Consider the following 20,949-nt stretch of genomic DNA (forward strand, 5'->3'; position numbering starts at 1 on the left):
ATCCAACGTATAAAATGAGGAAAGGTCACGTCAGGACGATCCGGCGGTTCTTTCTCATCCGCCACCGGATCAGACCGAAAAGCAGCACGAGCAGCGGCGGCGTAAGCAGGTTCGCGTACTTGATGAATGGACGCGCCTTTTCGCTGACGAACTCCAACTGACGCGGCGCGATGGTCTTCGACCGGATGGCGAGCAGCGCATCGTCCTGCGCGAGCCAGTCCACCATGTTCAGCGCAAAGGCGACGTTGCCCGGCACTTCCTGACCCATCACGGAAGCATTGACGAGATCACCGTCGCCCGCGACGACGAGTCGGGCGGGGAGGCCGGTGCGGCTGGCGTCGAAGGCGCTCGGGAAGGAGCCGGAGAAGGCAGCGGCGAGCACGTACGGACCTCCGGTGAGCGGCGCGCGCTGCGGCATGGGCTGAATGAAAAAGAACCCCTCCTGCGTGGCGCTCCGGGGTGAGGAGAACACCAGCGGTTCGCGCCTGACGCCCTCGGGCAACGCCGCAGATGTGTCGATGGCGCTCACGTAGAAGAAGGCCATCTCCCGAAGCCGGTTGACCATCTGATGCTCGGGATTGAACCGGGTGGCGATGGGAAAGAACGGATACTCGACGGCCTGATGGATCAGAAAACCGCCGAGGTTGCGTTGCACGCTGACGCTCGAACTCTGTTGGTCCATGACGAGGTTGGGCGAGACCACCGCTCCGTACGCCTCGAGCACGGATTCGAGTCCGGTCGTCAACTCGCGGGCCTGCGCCGTCTGGAGGTTGGCGTCGACGCGGTTGAGAAGCACGCCGAGTTTGCCGCCGTTCATGAGGAAGTCGTCGATGGCGCGCAGGTGCGCTTCCGGGATCGAGTCGGTCGGGGCGACGATGAGCAGCACGTCCGGCTTCACGGCGAGCGCGCTGTCGGCGACGGCGACGGTGCGGACGTCATAGTTCCGCTGAAGGCTGTGCCAGAGTCCGGGCATGTCGCGCTCGGGAGCAGGCTCGCCGTGCCCTTCGAGGAAGCCGACGACGGGCGCGCGGTCGCGGGTCAGCTTGCGAAGCGCGCTCGTGATGTCGTATTCGAGCGTCGAGAGGTCCTGCACCACGGGGATGACCTCGGTGTTCTCTCCGTACCGGATCGACAGCCCCATGTACGCATTCTTGATCTGAAGATTGTCGTTCTCGACCACCTGGATCTGCACGGGCGGAATGCCGTAGCGCTCGGCCTCTTTGCGAAGCTCCTCGTCCGAGCCCGGATCGACGAACTCGTATTGCACCATCCGCCCGCCGTAGGCCCGATAATCGTCGAGTTTGTCACGAAGGAAGCGGAGGTTGCTGCTGTACGGGGCGGGAAGGTCCGGGGTGAAGAACGCTTTGAACGTGACCGGGTCGTCGAGATTTTCCACCAGCCGGATCGACGCATCCGAGAGGGAATACACCTGGTCGTCGGTCAGGTCGAGGCGGAAGAAGAGGGTCACGCCGATCAGGTTGACGAGCAGGAGGATCAGCCCGACCAGCACGAGAGACGTTCGGGAGGTCCAGTCGCGCTTCATGGCTTATTCGGGTCTTCTGGCGAGGTTATAGGCGGTGAGCAGCCCCGCGAACAGGGTCACGGAGAGGTAATAGAGCACGTCGCGCGAGTCGATCACGCCGCGGAGCAGGTTGCGGTAGTGGTAGTCGATGCTCAGGTATTCGAGGATGCCTGCCAGGCTTCCGGGGAGGAACTCGGTGACCTTGTCCATCATGAAGAGGGTGAAGATGATGGCGAAGCCCAGGATGAAGGCGACGATCTGGTTGCGCGTCAGGCTGGAGGCGAAGATGCCGATGGCGCCGTAGGAGAGGGCCAGGAGCATCAAGCCGAAATAGCCGCCGGCGACGGCTCCGGAGTCCGGGTCGCCGAGCACGGCGAGCGTGAGCGCATAGATGACCGTCAACCCGATGGCGCTCCACAGGAGCATCGTCACGGCCATCAGCTTGCCTAGGATGACGTGTCGGTCCCGTACGGGCATCGTCAGGAGCAGTTCGAGCGTGCCCGCTCTTCGCTCTTCGGCGAACGTGGCCATGGTCACGGCGGGGACGAAGAACATGAAAATGAGCGGCGCGAGATCGAACACCGTGCGAAGCGAAGCGACGTTCGAGAGAAAGAGCGTGTTCGAAAAAAACCAGCCCACGATGAGCAGAAAAGCGATGAGCACGACGTATGCCGTGGGGCTGTCGAAAGCGGCGTTCAACTCGCGTTTCGCCAGGGTCCACGTGGTTTTCATGGGTCGATTGGGAAAGCGGTGAAGGAAAAGCCGGTTCAGGCAGGGGCGGTTTCGGTCGTGAGGCGGCGGAAGACGTCTTCGAGGTCGATCTGCCGGCGGTGAAGTTCGGTCAGCACCCAGCCCTGATCGACGGCGAGACGGAAAAGTTCGGGCCGGAGGTCGTCCGAGGTCTCAGAGAGGAGGTCGAAGAGGACCGAGCCGTCGCCGTCGGTTTCCCGGTCGAGGATCTGGGCCCGTCCCCATCGCGCGAGGGCCTCCTCGACGGCGCCGTCGAGAACGGCGCCGTTGGCCGCCTGCACGCCGAAGCGGATGCGTTGACCGCCGACGGCGTGCGCCTGCAGTTCGGACGGGGCGCCGTCGGCCACGAGGCGTCCCCGGTTGATGATGAGCACCCGGTCGCACGACGCCTCGACTTCGGAGAGGATGTGGGTCGATAGGATGACCGTCTTTTCCTTTCCGAGCGACCGGATCAGGTCGCGGATCTCGGCGATCTGGTTCGGGTCGAGGCCGGAGGTGGGCTCGTCGAGGATGAGGATGGGGGGATCGTGGATGATCGCCTGGGCGATACCCACACGCTGCCGATAGCCCTTCGAGAGCGTCTCGATGCGTTTGGCGAGCACCTCTCCGAGGCCGCAAACCTCCGCCATGACGCCGATGCGTCGCGGAATTTCCGGTCCGGGGATGCCCCGCACATCGGCCACGAAGGCCAGGTAGTCGAAGACGGTCATCTCGCCGTAGAGGGGCGTGTGCTCGGGGAGATACCCGATGCGCCGGCGAACGGCGAGCGCGTCCCGGGTTACGTCGAGGCCGTCGACGAGGACGGAGCCTTCGGTGGGAGGGAGGTAGCAGGTGATGACCTTCATCGTGGTCGTCTTTCCCGCGCCATTGGGGCCGAGGAAGCCGAGAATCTCACCATGTGCAACATCGAAAGAGATCCCGTCCACGGCCTTTTCCGCGCCATAGCGTTTCGTCAATCCGCGCACTTCAATCATCGTCCGAGAGGGGCGTTCCGGTGGGACTGTTTGTCAAAAAACCGGGCTCCGCCGATGCGAACGCCCGGCAGGGAAGGGGCGCCGTCTCCCATAACGACGCAGCCGGTCCGATTCGTATGCGGCTCGAACCCTGCAGGGAAACAACCGGGGCTTTCATTCGAGAAAGAGCCGGTTTTGTTCCCGGATCCTTTCATCCAAAAGGAGCCCCGGTCAGCGCTCGGGCCGACCGGGGCTCCCGGTTCAGAAAGTGAGAGGCAGGGCTCAGAAATGCTTTGCGCTGAGAATTTTGTTCGCAGTGTTGGGAGGTAATCTGGAGATGCCCGTATTCGCATACTCGAGTAAGAGTGCGCGTACGTCTTTGGGGGAGGCCGCCGGGTTGGCCGAGAGGATCAGCGCCGCCGCTCCACTGACCAGCGGAGCCGCCATGGATGTGCCGGTCATCTCGACGCTGACGGTTGTCTCCGGTGAGAGGGACCGGACCGCATTGCCGTGGGCGAAGAGGTCCACGACGGCGCCGTAGTTGGAGTAGCTCTCATACGTTTTTGCGCTCACTGCACCCACCGTGATGGCTTCGGGCACGTGTGCCGGGGTCACCGTCCGGGCATCGATGGCGTCGTTGCCGGCAGCCACGACCACCACTACGCCTGCCTTCACGGCGGCCTGCACCGAAGCGTCGAGAGCGTTGAACTCGGTGACGCCAATGTCGGCCCCGAAGCTCATGTTGACGATGACGGGAACCGAGGGTTCGAGCAATTTGCGGGCGGTGATCACATCGAGCGCGGCGATCACGCCGGACATCTCGCCGGAGCCGGTGTCGTCGAGCACCTTGAAGTCATGGAGCATCGCGCCCGGAGCTGTGCCGACGAGCGCATCGGCGTCGTCGATCGCGGCGGCGATGCCGGCCACATGCGTACCATGTCCCACAACGTCGGAGGCCTCATAGCGCTCGAGGGTCGCGTATCGCTCGAGCGTGCTGGTCATGTCTATGTCATTCCCCATCGCGGTGAAATCGACACGCTCCACGACGTTCAGATCCGGGTGGTCGATGCCCGTATCGAGGATGTAAAGGTCAATGTCCACGCTCCCCTTGCCGTCGCCGGGATGGGTCGAAGAGAGTTGAGCGTCGGCAAAGGTGAGGCTGGAGACGAGTTGCTGGCTCGGGGAAAGGTCTCTGATCTTTCCGGACGCGGGTAGCTTGAGCCTGGCGTCGGGCTCTATCCATTCAATGTCGTCGTCCAGGTCGATCATCCCGAGGATGCGGCTCACCTGGTCGGGATTGACATGCATCGAGAAGCCGACGAAGTTTCTCTTGAAGGCGCGTTTGATCCGAACCCCTGGTTCGTCCAGGTACCGTTCGAGGGTTCCGGTCGCTGAAAGGAGCGAATCGTACACCCCGACGATGAACTCCGTCGCGGTGAGAAGCTCTTCATAGCGCTCGAGGGTTCCGTAGGCCGTCACGGCGCCTTTGGCAGGCGTCAGACCGGACGCCGCCGAAGCCGGGTCTAGCACGGCGGCATCGAAGAGTTGCGCGTGGCGCATTTTCTTCGGCAAGTTCGACGTGCCGGAGGTAGCATATTCTTCTCGCAGTTCGGTCCGTGTGTCCTCCCCCGTGAAGTTGTCCGTACAGCCCGTCAGAGTGGTCATAAAAACAATGGCCGAGAACAGAACGGAAGTGATGGTCTGATGCTTCATGGGGTCGTACCTGGATCCGGTAGGCGGCGATACTTAAGAGATCGGTTTTGGAAGAGTCTACCTTTCAGACCGGAATACATCCCTGAAAGAGGCGATTTCCGAAAGAGCCAAATGAGTGCGAAGGGGGTATCGGCTGAAGGAGGAGATTTTTAAGTATTGGAATTAGAAGATACTATGAAAGCGTAGGGGCAGGTAAACCCCGAAACCGAAAAAACCCGACTCGCCGGTAGGGCGAGCCGGGTTGTTGCCTCAACGCGTAGGAGCAGGATCAGGGGATGAGGCAATTTTTTTGGGGCCATTACTGGGCAAAGCGTGCGATCAGTCCTGTGGTTCCCGGTCTTTCCTCTATGGCCGTAGGGATCATTCTTGGGGCTCCACGGGGCCGACCCAGACACTCTTGTCCGTCGTCCCGCTCGGCTCACCCACGACGAAATCCCGGGCCGCGTCGAGGAGGGCGGTGCGCACCTCGAGCGGGGAGGCCAGCGGATGCTGCGCCACATAGAGCGCCGCCGCTCCGGTCACGTGGGCCGCGGCCATCGAGGTGCCGGACATCGACTTCGGCCCTTCCTGGTTGATGCCCAGGGAGATCACCGCTTCGCCCGGCGCGAGAAGGTCCACCATCGAACCATAGTTTGAGAACGAGGAGAAGACTCCGTTGACGTCGTACGAGCCTACGGTGATGGCGCCTTCCACGTGGGCCGGGGTCACGTGGATGGCGTCGGCGCCATAGTTGCCGGCGGCAGCGACCACCACGATCCCGGCGTCGAGGGCGGCTTCGACCGCTTCGTCGAGGGAGGTATAGGCGCTCGTTCCGATGTTCTCCCCGATGCTCAGGTTCACCACGGCAGGCTTGCTCGGATGCGCCTGCTTCCAGGCAATGACCTCTTCCATGGCAGCCACCACCACCGAGACGTCCGTTGTGCCGTTGTCGTTGAGGACCTTCAGGTTGTGGATGCGCGCCCCCGGAGCGATGCCCACGAGGTTGTCCTGGTCGTCGATGGCCCCGATGATGCCGGCGATGTGCGTCCCGTGTCCGTCGTGGTCGGCGGGGTCGCTAAGTCCTTCCCGGATGTCTTCCGAAGCATAGAGATAGAGGTCGTCATCGGGGTCGTTTCTCAGGGCACGGGCTACTCCGGTATCGAGGATGAAGACATCCACGTTGACCACCCCGTAACCGTTGCCCGATACCGTCCATGACTCTTCCCCACCGATGGCAGCCACGCTCCACGGAATCAACTGCCCCGTTTGACCGGTGGCGGCGGCGGCTTCGGGGAGATCGACCGTAAAGTCCGGCTCGTACCAGATGATGTCCGGGTCGTTTTCGAGTTCGTTCAAAAATGCATTGTATTCACTCAATCCGAGGGAGTCCTCGACCGTAATGGCATACCCGCCGAAGACATTGATGTATTCATATCGTTCGAGCACATTGTACCGTTCGAGCGTCGTGTATCGCTCCAGAACATTGTACCGTTCGATGGTGCTCTGCTTATTGATCGAGAGAATGAGATTAAGAGAGGACTCATTGCCGAATTTGCCCGAGCCCTTCGACGAATACGCCTGGTCCATCAGATAGGGATGGCGCAATTTGCTCTGGCGCAGTGTCGATTCGGGCGTGGCTTCTTCACCGCCGGTAAACGTGTCGGAACAGCCGGCGAAGATGACCATCCCAACCAGGAGCAGGAAGAGCTTGAGCGGGGAAGCGTGCACGAGGCTTTTCATAATAAGGCTCAGATAAGATCCGGGAATAATAATGAGTTGCCGAAAATCACACGATCGAGGATCGTAAAACAGTTCCCTCGAAGCTGTCGAGAATGCGGTCTGATAGGATTTCTCAGAACGGCAATAAACGGCTCCTGGGTTATCGGCAGCCGGAGGATCGTTTTAAGGATTTGAATATGAAGAAACGATGAATGGGGTTGGAGCGTCGTTTGCGGAAAGACGGAAGCTAGCGGAGCCGGCGGGGCATCCGAGGGATCAGAGTTTTACTTCCGCGTCGCCCCGGTCCGGTGGAACCGTAGCGGCCATGCACGAAAGGATAGGGCCGCCGGTTCAATCCATACACGGAAGGGTCCAGAACGTCCGGGCGCGTATCTCTGCGCGATTTTCATGCCCCTCGCGGATCTTTCCTGAGCCTTGAATGGTCCGCCTCCATTGTGTAACATGCGGCAGTTCCCGTCCTCGTCGCTCAAGGCTCCGGGGCAATGCATCCACAGGAAAAAACTTCAAGACCCATGACCATAGCGAACCCCATGATGATGACGGCCCGGGAAATCCTTGAACGCCTGGGCCTTGCGGATAAGCCTTGCGGCTATGCCGTCAGTGGGCGGTATGAGGAAGGCTCCGGCCCGCGCATCACCACCGTCAGCCCGATCGACGGCCAACCGATCCGGGAGGTCGGGACGGCGAGTGTGGACGAAGTGAACGCCGCCATCGATGCGGCGGCGCAAGCCTTCAGGCAATGGCGCCTCGTGCCGGCGCCCGTTCGCGGGGAACTCGTGCGGCGATACGGACTCAAGCTCCGCGAGCACAAGAAGGACCTTGGCGCGCTCGTCACCCTCGAAGTCGGGAAGATCCGCGCCGAAGCCGAGGGAGAAGTGCAGGAGATGATCGACATCTGCGACTTTGCGGTGGGCCTCAGTCGTCAGCTGTACGGGCTGACGATCCAGAGTGAGCGTCCCGAACACCGGCTCGCCGAGCAGTGGCACCCGCTCGGCCCGGTCGGCGTGATCAGCGCCTTCAACTTTCCCGTGGCGGTGTGGGCCTGGAATGCGGCGCTCGCCCTCGTGTGCGGTGACCCGGTGGTGTGGAAGCCCTCGGAAAAGGCTCCGCTCTCGGCCCTCGCGTGCCATCACCTCCTCCAGGAAGTCATCGACGGCTATGATCCCGCGCCGGACGGCCTGACGGTCCTCGTCAACGGCGGGCGTCAGGTGGGGCACGCCGTGGCGGCCTCGAAAAAGCTTCCGCTCGTCTCGGCTACCGGTTCCATTCCAATGGGGCGTGTGGTGGGGCAGACCGTGGCCGCCCGTCTCGGACGCTCGCTCCTCGAACTCGGCGGCAACAACGCCATGATCGTCACGCCGAGCGCCAACCTCGACCTCGCCATCCGCGCCATCACCTTCTCCGCCGTAGGCACGACGGGGCAGCGATGCACCTCGCTCCGACGGTTGATCGTGCACCGGGACGTGAAAGACGAGCTCGTCGCTTCTCTCAAGAAAGTGTTTGCCTCGATCAAGATCGGCGACCCGCGTGAGGAGGGGGTGCTCCTTGGCCCGATGATCGACCCGAACGCGGGGGAGATGATGGAGCAGGCGCTTGCGCGCGCCCGGGAAGAGGGCGGCCGCACCTGGGGCGGCGAACGCGTCACCGAAGGTGTGCCCGAGGGCGGCGTGTACGTGCGGCCCGCCATCGTCGAGATCGCCCACGACGCCGAGGTGGTCCATACCGAGACCTTTGCGCCGATCCTGTATGTGCTCGAATACACCGACTTCGAAGAGGCCATCGCCATCAATAACGAAGTGCCTCAGGGGCTTTCGAGCGCCATCTTCACGAACAACCTCCTCGAAGCCGAACGTTTTTGCAGCCCTGTCGGAAGCGACTGCGGCATCGCCAACGTCAACATCGGCACGAGCGGCGCGGAGATCGGGGGGGCCTTCGGCGGCGAGAAGGAGACCGGCGGCGGGCGCGAGAGCGGCTCCGACGCCTGGCGAAACTACATGCGCCGCCAGACGAACACGGTCAACTACGGCGAAGCCCTTCCGCTCGCGCAGGGCATCGAATTCAACGTATGACGCGACCGGCCTTTCGCGTTCGTATCTTCCCGATATTCCTTGATCCCATCCCGCACGCGCCATGCCCATCGCTTCCTCCCTCGACCTTGAAAGCCGTCTCTCCGCTCGGGTGAAAACCGTTCCCCCGAGCGGCATCCGTCGCTTCTTCGACATCGCCGCCACGATGGAGGGCGTCATCTCGCTCGGCATCGGCGAGCCGGACTTCGTCTCTCCCCGGCCGATCATCGAAGCGGGCATCGCCGCGCTTCGGGAGGGCAAGACCGGCTACACGTCGAATGCCGGGATTCTCGAACTCCGGGAGGCCATCGCCGAGGAGATCGAGCGGCTCTACGGCGTCACGTACGATCCCGCTTCGGAGATCCTGGCGACGGTGGGCGTGAGCGAGGCGCTTCAACTGGCCATGCTTGCGCTCCTCGATCCCGGCGATGAGATCCTCATCCCGGAACCGTGCTTCGTCTCGTACGGCCCCACGGCCATCTTCGCGGGCGGCAAGGTGGTCTACGTGCCCACATACGCCGAGAACGATTTCCAGGTGACGGCCGAAGACATCGCCTCGCGCATCACGCCGAGGACGAAGGTGGTTTTCCTCTCGTATCCGAACAACCCGACCGGCGCCGTGCTGCGTCGCGAGGTGCTCGAAGCCATCGCCGAAGTGGTGGTCGAACACGACCTCCTCGTGCTCTCCGACGAGATTTACGACCGACTGGTGTATGGGGAGGCGTATGCGCACGGGCACACGTGTTTGCCGTCCATCGAGGCGCTTCGAGACCGGACGGTGCTGCTCGGCGGCTTCTCGAAGGGCTATGCGATGACGGGATGGCGCATCGGCTATGCGTGCGCGCCCGCGCCGATCTATCGCGCCATGTACAAACTGCACCAGTATATCATCATGAGCGCGCCCACGATGGCGCAATACGGCGCGCTCGCGGGGATTCGCGACTGTCAGGACGAGGTGGAGCGGATGCGGCAAGCGTATGACGAACGCCGCCGGATCATCGTCGACGGCATGCGGGCGGCCGGGCTGCCCACGTTCGAGCCGGAAGGGGCGTTCTATTGCTTCCCCGACATTCGCTCGACCGGTCTGACGTCGGAGGACTTCGCGCAGAAGCTGCTGGAGGAGGAGCGCGTGGCCGTGGTGCCGGGCGATGCCTTCGGGCCGAGCGGTGCGGGGTACGTGCGGTGCTCGTACGCCACTGCCCTCGACAAGGTCGAAGAAGCCGTCGTTCGGATCACCCGTTTCGCCCGGAAATATCAGGAACGCACCAGCGGCGGGTGAGGCGCGCCTTGGGCCGGTCGCATTTCTTTCTTAGATTCGCACGTCCCCGGACGCGTCCGGCGTCCTTTTCTCCCGTGCAACCCGTCCCGCCCATGTCGTTGTTTGTCACCTTCGCGCTCGCGGTCGTCCTTCACTTGCTCCTCGGTTGGCCGTGGACCATCCTCGCGGGAGTGGCCGCAGGCGTGTGGAAAGGCCGCGGGGGGTGGCGCGTCGGCGCGCTCGGCGTCGGGCTCGGGTGGCTGGCCTTCGTCGGGTACGATTACCTCGTCGCCGCCGACGCGGTGAATGAAATGACGCGCGTGATGGGGGCGCTCATGGGAAACCTCCCGGCCCTCGTCGTCGTTGTCCTGACGCTGGTCATCGGGCTCGTGCTCGGCGCGCTCGGGGGCGCCGTAGGCACACAGGCGGCCGCGCTCGTGAAGGGCCAATCCTGACCGTACGCCCGGCGTTCGCACCATCGAGACGATGCCACCCCGTTCCGGCATAAAATTCATAAGCGAAGACCAAAGAGCATGTCCCTTCAGAAAGATGAAATCAAAAGCCTCTTAGAGCGTGTACACGCGCTCGGAGGCTATCTTTGACGTAGAAGGTCGAAAGAAGAGAGCCGAGGAACTGGAGCAGAAACGGCTCGATCCGCAATTCTGGAACAACCCCGAGGTGGCGAAGAAAGTCGAGCAGGCGCTCTCGGTGGAGCGGTCGTGGCTCGACGAGTGGGAGAAGATCAAGCGCCGGTCCGAGGACGTGGAGACGCTCCTCGAACTCGCCGACGAGGAAGACGCCGACCTCGACCAGGAGATCGAGGGGGAAGTCAGGAAGTTGAGCAAAGCGGTGGAGGCGCTCGAACTCCGGAGCATGCTCAGCGGCCCCGACGACCACCGGAACGCGATCCTCACGATCAACTCGGGCGCGGGAGGGACCGAGAGCCAGGACTGGGCCGAAATGCTCATGCGCATGTACACCCGGTGGGGGGAGCGGAACGGGTACAAGGTGACCCTGCTCGAATACCAGCCGGGCGACGTGGCGGGCATCAAAAGCGCCACGCTCCGGTTCGAGGGAAACATGGCGTACGGCTATCTCAAGTCCGAGTCGGGTGTGCATCGCCTCGTGCGCATCTCACCTTTTGACTCGAGCGGGCGGCGGCACACCTCGTTTGCCAGCGTCTTCGTCTATCCGGAGATCGACGATACGATCCACATTGACCTTCGTCCGGATCAGCTCGAGATGCAAACCTTCCGCTCCGGCGGCAAGGGGGGGCAGAACGTCAACAAGGTCGAAACCGGCGTGCGCATGATCTGGACCGGCGAGCTCTCGAACGGAGAGAAGGCGCGCGTGGTGGCCGAATGCACGGAGGAGCGGAGCCAGCTGCAGAACCGCGAACGCGCCATGAACATGCTCAAGAGCCGCATCTATAAGCTCGAGCGTGAGATCCAGGAAGCCGCCAAAAATGCGGTGGAAGGGAAGAAGAAAAAGATCGAGTGGGGAAGTCAGATCCGGTCGTACGTCTTCCAGCCGTATACGATGGTCAACGATCATCGGACGGAGACGAAAGTCACCGACGTGCAGGCGGTCATGGACGGCGACCTCGAACCCTTCATCAAGGCCTATCTGCTCCAGGAATCCGGGGCGTCGTCGTAGTCCCGCCGGCCGAGGTATGGGTATGGAACGATTCGATTTTCTCGTGCTCGGGAGCGGCGTGGCGGGACTCTCGTACGCCCTTCGAGTGGCCCGGCACGGCACGGTCGCCATTGTGACGAAGAAGGAGTCCGCGGAGTCGAACACGAACTACGCGCAGGGCGGCATTGCGGGAGTGATGGACGATGAGGACTCGTATCAGAGTCACATCGAGGACACACTCACGGCCGGGGCGGGCCTGTGCGACCGCGAAGCCGTCGAGGTGGTGGTCCGGGAGGGACCCCGGCGGATTCGGGAACTGATGGACTTCGGGGCGCGGTTCACCCGGGAAAACGGGCACTTGCACCTCGGGCGCGAGGGCGGGCACTCGGCGCACCGCATCGTGCATGCCGCCGACGCCACGGGCCGTGAGGTCGAACGGGCGTTGCTGGCAAAGGTGCGCGCCCATCCGAACATTCACATCTTCGAGTTCCACTTCGCGCTCGAACTCATCACGGAACACCACCTCGGGCAACACGTGAGCCGCCTCCGGCCCGACATGCACTGTTTCGGCGCGTACGTCCTCGACGAAAAGGCCGATCGCGTGAAGACCTTCCTGGCCCGCTCGACCCTCCTGGCCACGGGCGGATCGGGGCAGGTGTATCTCCACACGACCAACCCTGCCATCGCCACGGGGGACGGGACGGCCATGGCGTATCGGGCCAAGGCGCGCATCGCCAACATGGAGTTCGTGCAGTTCCATCCGACCACGCTGTTTCATCCCGAAGCCGCATCGTTTCTGATCTCCGAGGCCGTGCGAGGGGAGGGCGGCTTGCTCCTCAACCGGGCGGGCGAGCGCTTCATGCCGAAGTACGACCCCCGCGCCGAACTGGCCCCCCGCGACATCGTCGCCCGCGCCATCGACGATCAACTCAAACAGACCGGCGACCCGCACGTCTGGCTCGACGTCTCGCACCGCCCCGCGGACCGTATCCGTGAACATTTCCCGACCATCTACGAGACCTGCCTCGGCCATGGCATCGACATCACCCGAGAGCCGATACCGGTCGTGCCCGCCGCGCACTACCAGTGCGGCGGGGTGCAGACCGATCTCTTCGGGCGGACCTCCCTGGCAGGCCTCTTTGCCTGCGGTGAGGTGACGTGCACGGGCCTTCACGGCGCCAACCGGCTTGCCAGCAATTCGTTGCTCGAAGCGCTCGTCTTTAGTCACCGAGCCATCGCTCCGTCCATCGCATATGCCCGTGAAGTTGCCTGGCGCGAAGACGTCCCGCCGTGGGACGCCGGCGGCACCGTGCGCCCGAATGAGTGGGTGCTCATCTCCCACAACCGCGACGAACTCCGTCGTGTCATGTGGGACTACGTCGGTATCGTGCGGTCGAATCTCCGGCTCGAACGCGCCCTCCGGCGGACGCGGATGCTCTATGAAGAAACGGAAGATTTCTACCGTCGCTCGCGCGTCTCTCCGGGGTTGTGCGAACTTCGAAACATGATCGCCGTGGCGTATCTGATCATCCGAAGCGCTCAGATGCGTCGCGAGAGCCGGGGCTTGCACTATATGCTCGATTATCCGGAACCGGTCGAAGACGAGCGCCGTCCCACGATCGTCTGAACCGAGACGCCCCGGTTCGGGGGAAACGGTCTCACAACGCTTTAAAAATCAAGGAAACAATTATAGGCCGGCCGCGTTTTCAAACCCTGCAGCAAAGGTTTGCGAAGCAGCCTCCGTTGGGTGTATATTGAGTGCTGCGAGGAAGAGAGGGGCCGGTTTGCAGCCGCCCTTTTTTAGTTGGCGTACCTCCTGAGTGGCGCCCGTTCCCAGCGGATCGGGCGTTTTTTGCAATAGGCACCAACCTGACATGACCGAGTCGGTGAAAATAGCGGCAACCCCGGAAGAGCGGGTCCGCACCCTCGTGGAAGAGGTGATCGACGAATCGATGTTCGTCGTCGAGGTCATCGTGCGGGGACGGAAGGGATCGCGCGTAGTCGAGGTGTTCCTCGACGGCGACGAGCCGCTGAGCATCGAGACGCTCGCGCGGGTGAGCCGAGAAATCGGCTTCCTGATCGAGGTCGAAGAAGTGATCGACGGGAAATATCACCTGAACGTCTCCTCGCCCGGCCTCGACCGTCCGCTCACCTTGCCGCGTCAGTATCCGAAACACGTGGGACGCACCCTGAAGGTCCGTTTCCGGGACGGCGAGAACGAACGCGTGGTCAAAGGTAAACTCCTGAAGACCGGAGAAGACGGCGTCGTGATGGCCGCCGGGAAACAGGAACTTCGGATTCCCTTTACGGACATAGTCCAGGCGAAAGTAGAATTACCCTGGTAAGACGTACATTATAACCCTTGAACATTGCCCTCGTAGTGAGGGTGACGCGAAACGAAAGGCTACGCGACATGCAAAGTACAGATTTGGTTTCTTCCTTTGCGGAAATCGCTCGTGAGAAGGGCATCGAGCGCGACATGCTTCAATTGATCATTGAAGATGTGTTTCGCGCCATGATCCGCAAAAGATACGGTTCCGACGAAGCCTTCGAAATCATTCTCAACCCCGATCACGGGGACATCCAGATTCTGCACATCCGCGAGGTGGTGGCAGACTGGGACCTCGAAGATCCGGTGACACAAATAGAACTCTCGGATGCCCGCCGCATCGACGCTGACTTCGATGTCGGGGACGAAGTGGCCGAAGAACAGAATATCAAAGATTTCGGACGCCGCGCCGTGTTGACGGCCCGGCAGACCTTCAGCCAGCGGATCCGCGACATCGAGAAAGAGAACGTATTCCAGTGGTATTCGGAGCTGATCGGCGAAGTCGTCGTCGGCGAGGTATATCAGGTGCGTCGACGCGAGGTGCTGGTCATCCATAACAAGGTGGAACTCGTCCTCCCGCGCGAGGAGCAGATCTACCGGGACCGGTACCGCAAGGGCGACATGCTCCGGGCCGTGGTCAAGGAGGTGCGCAGGGACGCGGGATCGAACCCGCAGGTCATCATCAGCCGCGCCGACCCGATGTTCATGGAGCGGCTCTTCGAGCTCGAAGTGCCGGAGATCGATGAGGGCATCGTCGAGATCAAAAAGATCGTACGCGAGCCGGGTGACCGCGCCAAAGTGGCCGTGATCAGCCATGACGAGCGCATCGACCCGGTGGGCGCATGCGTGGGCATGAAAGGGGCGCGGATTCACGCCGTCGTTCGGGAGCTCGGCAATGAGAACATCGACGTGCTTCAGTGGTCCGACGACCCGCACGAGTTGATCAAGCGGGCGCTCTCGCCCGCCAAGCCCGTTGCGGTGACGCTCAACGACGAGCTCGACCCGCCCCGCGCAAAGGTGGTGGTGCGAGCCGATGAGGTGAGCCAGGCGATCGGGCGGGGAGGGATCAACATCCGTCTTGCCTCGGCCCTGACCGGGTACGAGATCGACGTGTACCGCGAAATCCTCGACGAAGAGGAAGACGTGGAGATCGAGGAGTTTGCCGACGAGCTCGATCCGGACACGCTCAAAAAACTCCGAGACATCGGCTGTGACACGGCCAAGCAGGTTCTGGAGCTTTCTCCGGAGGAACTGATGCGCAGGGCCGGGTTAGAACCTGACGTGGCTCAGCGCGTGCTGGCCATCATCAGGGCTGAGTTTGAGGATGAGGAGGAGCAGCAGCAATTGGAAGGATGATCCGCTTCGGCGGCTCCTTGCGCACCATGTGGTGCATGTTTAACATCAAAGTTTTTGAATGGCGACGCAGACGAAAAAATTTAAGAAAGTTCGACTCTTCAAGGTATCGAAAGAGCTCAATATTGCCGTCGATACGCTGGTCGAGCATCTGAAGGCCTCCGGGTTCAAGGATGCCTTGAGCGGCAAAGGCGTCAACGCGTCTATTACGGACGAAGAGGCGTACTATGAGTTGTTGGAAGAGTTCGCTGCCGACAAGGCGACGGCTGCACGCGTGAAAGAGAAGCGTGCGCGCCGGATGGCCGAGTTGGAGAGTGAACGACAAGCCCTGGCGCAGGCGGCTGCGGAGCCGGTGCAAGAAGAAACGGAAGCGGTGGCTGCCGCGGCCGAGCCTGTGGCCGAAGCGCCGGAGCCGGTTGCCGAGGAGGCTGCCGCGGCCGAGCCTGTGGCCGAAGCGCCGGAGCCGGTGGCCGAGGAGGCTGCCGCTCCCGAGGCTGTGGCCGAAGCGCCGGAGCCTGTGGAGCCGGTTGCCGAGGAGGCTGTCGCGGCCGAGGCTGTGGCCGAAGCGCCGGAGCCTGTGGAGCCGGTTGCCGAGGAGGCTGTCGCGGCCGAGGCTGTGGCCGAAGCGCCGGAGCCGGTGGCCGAGGAGGCTGCCGTGGCCGAGCCTGTGGCCGAAGCGCCGGAGCCGGTGGAGCCGGTTGCCGAGGAGGCTGCCGCCGCCGAACCTGTGGCCGAAGCGCCGGAGCCGGTGGCCGAGACGGGAGCCGCCGTGTCCGAGGCGGGCGAACTGGTCGCCGGAACGCCCGAAGACAAACAGGCCGAGGAGGAAAATGTCATCGGCGCGGATCGGTATAAACTTGCCGGAACCAAGATTCTGGGCAAGATCGATCTGGGCGCCGTCGAAGATTCCGAGCCGAAACGCAAGCGGCGTCGCAAGCGGAAGACGACGGCCAAACCGAGCGACGGCACGGCCGGGCCCGTGCCGGCCAAACCCGCGGCCAAAGAGAAGGAAACGACACGGAAGAAGAAGTCGAGGAAGCGCGGACCCCACGTGGACGAGGCCGACGTCGAGCAGACGCTTCAGGATACGTTGCGCGAGCTCGAACAGGGCGCGAGCCGCGTGCGGCAACGCCGCCGTCGCCAGCGCCGGGACGAACGCGCTGCCGTGCGCAGGCGTCAGATGGAAGCGGAGGAGGAGACGGAAAAGGTGCTCCGCGTCACCGAGTTCATCTCGACGGGTGAACTGGCGAACCTGATGGACGTGCCGGTCAACGAAGTCATCGGCACGCTCTTCAACCTCGGCATGATCGTATCGATCAACCAGCGCCTCGATGCCGACACCATCTCCATCGTTGCCGAGGAATACGGGTATGACGTCGAGTTCATCACCGATCTCGGCATTGAAGACATTTTGATCGAAGAGGATCGGCCCGAGGACCTCGTGCCGCGCGCCCCGGTGGTCACGGTCATGGGACACGTGGACCACGGTAAGACCTCGCTGCTCGACTACATCCGGAGCGAGAACATCGTGGCCGGAGAGGCGGGAGGCATTACGCAGCACATCGGCGCGTACCACGTCGAACTGAAGAACCAGAAAGAGATCACCTTCCTCGACACGCCGGGACACGAGGCTTTCACGGCCATGCGTGCGCGCGGCGCTCAGGTGACCGACGTAGTCATCCTCGTCGTCGCGGCAGACGACTCGGTGATGCCGCAGACCGTCGAGGCCATCAACCACGCCCGTGCCGCCGAAGTGCCCATCGTCGTGGCGATCAACAAGATCGACAAGCCCAACGCCAACCCCCAGCGGGTCATGCAACAGCTTGCCGACGAAGGGGTGCTCGTCGAACAGTATGGCGGCAAGGTCCAGTGCGCCCTCGTCTCGGCGAAAACCGGCGAGGGGATTCAGGATCTCCTCGACAAGGTTTTGCTCGAAGCGGAACTGCTCGACCTCAAGGCCAACCCCAACCGGAACGCGGTCGGGACGGTGATCGAAGCCCGACTCGACAAAGGGCGCGGCAACGTGGCCACGGTGCTCGTGCAGAACGGCACGCTCCACGTCGGCGATACGTTCGTCGTCGGCATCTACAGCGGGCGCGTCCGCGCGCTCTTCGACGAGCGCGAGCGTCGGGTGGAAGAGGTGGGACCTTCGCGTCCGGGCCTCGTGCTCGGCCTCGACGGCGCGCCCGAGGTGGGCGATCAGTTCGTCGTCCTCGATGACGAACGGGAAGCCCGCGCCATTGCTCAGAAACGGCAGCAAATCTACCGGGAACAGAGCCTCCGCCAGCGCAAACACATCACCCTCGACGAGATCGGTCGCCGGCTCGCCCTCGGCGACTTCAGGGAACTCAACCTCATCGTCAAGGGCGACGTGGGCGGTTCCGTCGAAGCCCTGTCCGATGCGTTGTTGAAGCTTTCGACCGAAGAGGTGAAGGTGAACATCATCCACAGCGGTGTGGGAGCCATCACCGAGAGCGACGTCATGCTCGCTTCCGCTTCGGACGCCGTCATCCTGGGCTTCCAGGTGCGCCCGATGCCGAGTGCGCGTGCGCTCGCCGAACGGGAGGAGATCGACATCCGTCTCTACTCGATCATCTATACGGCCATCGAGGAGGTCCGCGACGCACTCGAAGGCTTGCTCTCGCCCGAGAAGTCGGAGATCGTCACGGGTGTGGCCGAAGTGCGCGAGACGTTCAAGGTCCCCAAAGCCGGGATGGTGGCCGGGTGCTATGTCTCCGAAGGCAAGATCCGACGCAGCGATCGGATCCGGCTCATCCGCGACGGCATCGTCATCTACGAGGGCAACCTCAGCTCGCTCCGGCGCTTTAAGGATGACGTGCGCGAAGTGACGAGCGGTTACGAGTGCGGCATCAGCATTGAAAACTTCAACGACATCAAGGTCGGCGATCAAATCGAAGCCTTCGAAATCGTCGAGACGAAACGGAAGCTGGAGGTTTAATCGGAAGGGTGCGGCGGGACCGCGCGCTCGTGCGCGGGGCCGCCGCGCGTCGCAAGCCGGATCATCTCATGAGCATACGAACCGAACGCGTCGCGCGTCTGATACAACGGGACATCGCCGATTTGCTCAACACCGAGTTTGCCGAGCAGGTGCAGCCCATGGCGACCGTCACCGGCGCCCGTGTGACGAAGGATCTCTCCATCGCGTACGTGTATGTCAGTTTTCTCGGCGAGACCGACGAGATGCGTCAGGCGGCCTTCCAACACCTCAAGGAGTTGACGCCGCAGATCCGGGCCGCACTGGCCCGGCGCATCCGGCATCAGGTGCGGAAGATCCCCGAGATCAAGTTCTTCCTCGACGACACGCTCGAACAGGCCCGGCACATGGAGGCGCTCCTTGCCCGCATCCGCGAGGAACGCGAACGCCGGGACCCCGATGCATGAGGCTGCCCGAGGACGGGGGGAAGATCGAGGTACGATGGCAAAGCCGGAACGCACGGAAATGGGTCTGGAACCGAAGTCTTCACGGGATGATGCGTCCGGATCGCGGTCTGTGCCCCCGTTGCCGGAGGTCTATGGCGCGCCCGATGGTCCCCCTTCGCTCGAACGCGCGGCCCTTCTGATCGACAAGCCGAAGGGCTGGAGCTCTTTCGACGTGATCCGGCGGCTCCGGCGCATCCTCGGCGTGCGTAAGATCGGACATGCCGGCACGCTCGATCCCATGGCCACCGGTCTCCTGATCTGTCTCGTCGGGCGCGCGACGAAGCTCATGGAGACGTTTATGGGCCTGCCGAAACGGTATGAAGGCACGCTCCGCCTCGGCGAGACCACGCCTTCGTACGACGCCGAGACCGAGCCGACCGTGCAACGCGCCTGGGAGCACCTCACCGACGCCGATCTGGAAGCGGCCCGGCAGCATTTCCTCGGCGCAATCACGCAGGTCCCGCCCATGTATTCCGCCGTGAAAGTGGGCGGTGAGCGGCTCTACAAGAAGGCGCGACGGGGCGAGCAGATCGTGCGTCCCCCCCGCACGGTTCACGTCTACAGCTTCGAGCTGACCGGACGAGAAGGCCCGGATGTGTCCTTCAGGATGCAATGTTCGAAGGGGACGTACGTCCGGAGCCTGGCCCATGACTTCGGGGAACGGCTCGGATGCGGCGCGCATTTGACGGCGCTCCGGCGGACGGCCATCGGCCCGTATTCCGTGGAGAACGCATGGACGCTCGATGCGTTAGAGCAAGCTTTGAAACAGCCCTGAGGCGCCCGAACCGGGGACCGACGGCGCGCAACGAGCATACGGCATGAAACGCGAATACGGATTGGAACAGGTGGTGCACGACGACCGGTCCATCGTGACCGTCGGCACTTTCGACGGCGTGCATCTCGGCCATCAGGCGATCCTGCGGTACCTCGTCCGGCGCGCGCGCGCCAACGGCGGCAACAGCGTGGTCGTCACGTTCGATCCGCACCCGCGCGAGGTGGTCCGGGGCGAGCCGGTGCCGCTGCTGACCACCATCGAGGAACGGGCGGAATTGCTCGAAGCGCTGGGCCTCGACCGGTTCATCGTCATCCCGTTCACTCCGGCCTTTGCTCGTCTGAACGCCGAAGACTTCGTCGAGCGCATCCTTGTCGGGCGGATCGGGCTCAAAGAGATCGTGATCGGCTACGACCACGGGTTCGGGCGCGGACGCGGGGGGGATGCGGCGCTCCTCGAAACGCTCGGGGAGAAGCTCGGCTTCACGGTCGATGTGATCCCGCCGCAGGTGGTCGAGGAACACGTCGTCTCCTCGACGGAGATCCGCGCCTTGCTCCTCGACGAAGGCGACGTGCGCGAGGCGGCGCGGCTGCTCGGACGCCCGTACGCCCTCGGCGGCACGGTGGTCGAGGGCGCGCGTCGGGGACGCTCCATCGGCTTCCCCACGGCAAACCTCGAAGTGGACCACCCCCGCAAGGTGATCCCGAAGGTCGGGGTCTATGCCGTGCTCGCCACCCTCGACGACGGCGTGACCACGCTCGGCGGCATGATGAACATCGGACGGCGGCCCACCTTCGAAAACACCGGCCTCCATCTCGAAGTGCATTTGCTCGATTTCGAGGGCGATCTGTACGGACGGCGGCTTCGCATAGAATTCGTTGAAAGACTGCGGGATGAGCGGAAATTCGACTCCGTGGATGCGCTCGTCGAGCAACTTTCCCGGGATCGGGAGCGTTGTATGGCAGCGGTAAAAACCTTACATTAACCAGCCTTTGCCCATTTCGGGCGGTAGCGTCCGGGCGCGTCTCAGGATCAGTCCGGATTCTTCTTTAGCATGGCATCAATCTAAAGAGGAGCACTCAACCATGATCTCGAAAGAAGAGAAACAAAAGCTCATTGAGGAGTACGGCAAAGATGGCCAGGACACCGGCGCGGCCGAGGTTCAAATCGCCATCTTCAGCCACCGGATCAAAGAATTGACCGAGCACCTCAAGAAACACCCCAAAGATCATTCGACGCGCCGAGGACTGCTCAAGATGGTCGGTAAGCGACGCCGTCTGTTGAATTACCTGGTGGATCGCGACATCGAACGGTATCGCGCCATCATCAAGAAACTCGGCATCCGAAAATAAATGGAAGGCCGATCGGACGGCATCTCTCGCGGGAGGGGTGCCGTTCTTCGTACCAGGCACGAGACGCCGGCTCCCCATGGAGTGTG

At 62.9% G+C, this 20,949-nt stretch carries 17 protein-coding genes; 12 read left to right on the plus strand and 5 right to left on the minus strand.

Features of this window, described 5'->3' with window-relative positions:
• Window positions 1-25: 25 nt before the first annotated feature.
• The 5 genes from AC1HIY_RS08025 to AC1HIY_RS08045 form a co-directional block, all read right to left on the minus strand.
• A complete protein-coding gene (locus AC1HIY_RS08025; protein ID WP_479576203.1) occupies window positions 26-1,543 on the minus strand; it encodes a GldG family protein in 1,518 nt (505 codons plus the stop codon).
• Window positions 1,544-1,546: 3 nt separating this feature from the next.
• On the minus strand, window positions 1,547-2,254 hold the full coding sequence (locus AC1HIY_RS08030; protein ID WP_479576204.1) for an ABC transporter permease: 708 nt from the start codon (window positions 2,252-2,254) through the stop codon (window positions 1,547-1,549).
• 35 nt (window positions 2,255-2,289) lie between these two features.
• Window positions 2,290-3,246: an ATP-binding cassette domain-containing protein gene (locus AC1HIY_RS08035; protein ID WP_479576205.1), complete on the minus strand. Its 957-nt coding sequence runs from the start codon at window positions 3,244-3,246 to the stop codon at window positions 2,290-2,292.
• Between the two features lie 261 nt (window positions 3,247-3,507).
• Window positions 3,508-4,938, minus strand: coding sequence for a S8 family serine peptidase (locus AC1HIY_RS08040; RefSeq protein WP_479576206.1), 1,431 nt, complete (start codon window positions 4,936-4,938; stop codon window positions 3,508-3,510).
• 360 nt (window positions 4,939-5,298) lie between these two features.
• Entirely contained in the window at window positions 5,299-6,657 is a 1,359-nt protein-coding gene (locus AC1HIY_RS08045; protein ID WP_479576207.1) for a S8 family serine peptidase, read from the minus strand.
• 536 nt (window positions 6,658-7,193) lie between these two features.
• Between AC1HIY_RS08045 and amaB the strand changes: the two genes are divergently transcribed.
• The 12 genes from amaB to rpsO all read left to right on the plus strand — a co-directional run bounded on the left by amaB (window position 7,194) and on the right by rpsO (window position 20,863).
• The gene (gene amaB, locus AC1HIY_RS08050; RefSeq protein ID WP_479576263.1) at window positions 7,194-8,726 is read left to right on the plus strand and encodes an L-piperidine-6-carboxylate dehydrogenase; all 1,533 of its coding nucleotides are present in this window, start codon (window positions 7,194-7,196) and stop codon (window positions 8,724-8,726) included.
• 61 nt (window positions 8,727-8,787) lie between these two features.
• Complete coding sequence (locus AC1HIY_RS08055; protein WP_479576208.1) at window positions 8,788-10,002, plus strand: aminotransferase class I/II-fold pyridoxal phosphate-dependent enzyme; 1,215 nt, start codon at window positions 8,788-8,790, stop codon at window positions 10,000-10,002.
• A 92-nt stretch (window positions 10,003-10,094) separates the two neighbouring features.
• Window positions 10,095-10,436: a hypothetical protein gene (locus tag AC1HIY_RS08060; RefSeq protein ID WP_479576209.1), complete on the plus strand. Its 342-nt coding sequence runs from the start codon at window positions 10,095-10,097 to the stop codon at window positions 10,434-10,436.
• A 78-nt stretch (window positions 10,437-10,514) separates the two neighbouring features.
• Window positions 10,515-11,637, plus strand: a protein-coding gene (gene prfB, locus AC1HIY_RS08065; protein WP_479576210.1) for a peptide chain release factor 2 whose coding sequence is annotated in 2 segments (ribosomal slippage) — window positions 10,515-10,580 and window positions 10,582-11,637 — 1,122 coding nt in all. Because the reading frame shifts where the segments join, the coding sequence is not laid out codon by codon here.
• A 22-nt stretch (window positions 11,638-11,659) separates the two neighbouring features.
• On the plus strand, window positions 11,660-13,243 hold the full coding sequence (gene nadB / locus AC1HIY_RS08070; protein ID WP_479576211.1) for an L-aspartate oxidase: 1,584 nt from the start codon (window positions 11,660-11,662) through the stop codon (window positions 13,241-13,243).
• A gap of 259 nt (window positions 13,244-13,502) precedes the next feature.
• Window positions 13,503-13,961 carry a ribosome maturation factor RimP gene (locus tag AC1HIY_RS08075; RefSeq protein WP_479576212.1) on the plus strand — a complete coding sequence of 153 codons (459 nt, stop codon included), beginning with the start codon at window positions 13,503-13,505 and terminating at the stop codon, window positions 13,959-13,961.
• Window positions 13,962-14,029: 68 nt separating this feature from the next.
• Window positions 14,030-15,301 (plus strand): transcription termination factor NusA, encoded by a 1,272-nt coding sequence (gene nusA / locus AC1HIY_RS08080; protein ID WP_479576213.1) that lies wholly within the window; start codon window positions 14,030-14,032, stop codon window positions 15,299-15,301.
• 58 nt (window positions 15,302-15,359) lie between these two features.
• Entirely contained in the window at window positions 15,360-18,257 is a 2,898-nt protein-coding gene (infB, locus tag AC1HIY_RS08085) for a translation initiation factor IF-2 (RefSeq protein ID WP_479576214.1), read from the plus strand.
• Between the two features lie 68 nt (window positions 18,258-18,325).
• Window positions 18,326-18,700, plus strand: coding sequence for a 30S ribosome-binding factor RbfA (gene rbfA / locus AC1HIY_RS08090; protein ID WP_479576215.1), 375 nt, complete (start codon window positions 18,326-18,328; stop codon window positions 18,698-18,700).
• A 109-nt stretch (window positions 18,701-18,809) separates the two neighbouring features.
• Window positions 18,810-19,514, plus strand: a complete 705-nt coding sequence (truB, locus tag AC1HIY_RS08095; protein ID WP_479576216.1) for a tRNA pseudouridine(55) synthase TruB — start codon at window positions 18,810-18,812, stop codon at window positions 19,512-19,514.
• Window positions 19,515-19,557: 43 nt separating this feature from the next.
• Window positions 19,558-20,496, plus strand: a complete 939-nt coding sequence (locus AC1HIY_RS08100; protein WP_479576217.1) for a bifunctional riboflavin kinase/FAD synthetase — start codon at window positions 19,558-19,560, stop codon at window positions 20,494-20,496.
• A gap of 100 nt (window positions 20,497-20,596) precedes the next feature.
• Complete coding sequence (gene rpsO, locus AC1HIY_RS08105; protein WP_479576218.1) at window positions 20,597-20,863, plus strand: 30S ribosomal protein S15; 267 nt, start codon at window positions 20,597-20,599, stop codon at window positions 20,861-20,863.
• Window positions 20,864-20,949 lie beyond the last annotated feature (86 nt).

The organism is Rhodocaloribacter sp. (assembly GCF_056451265.1).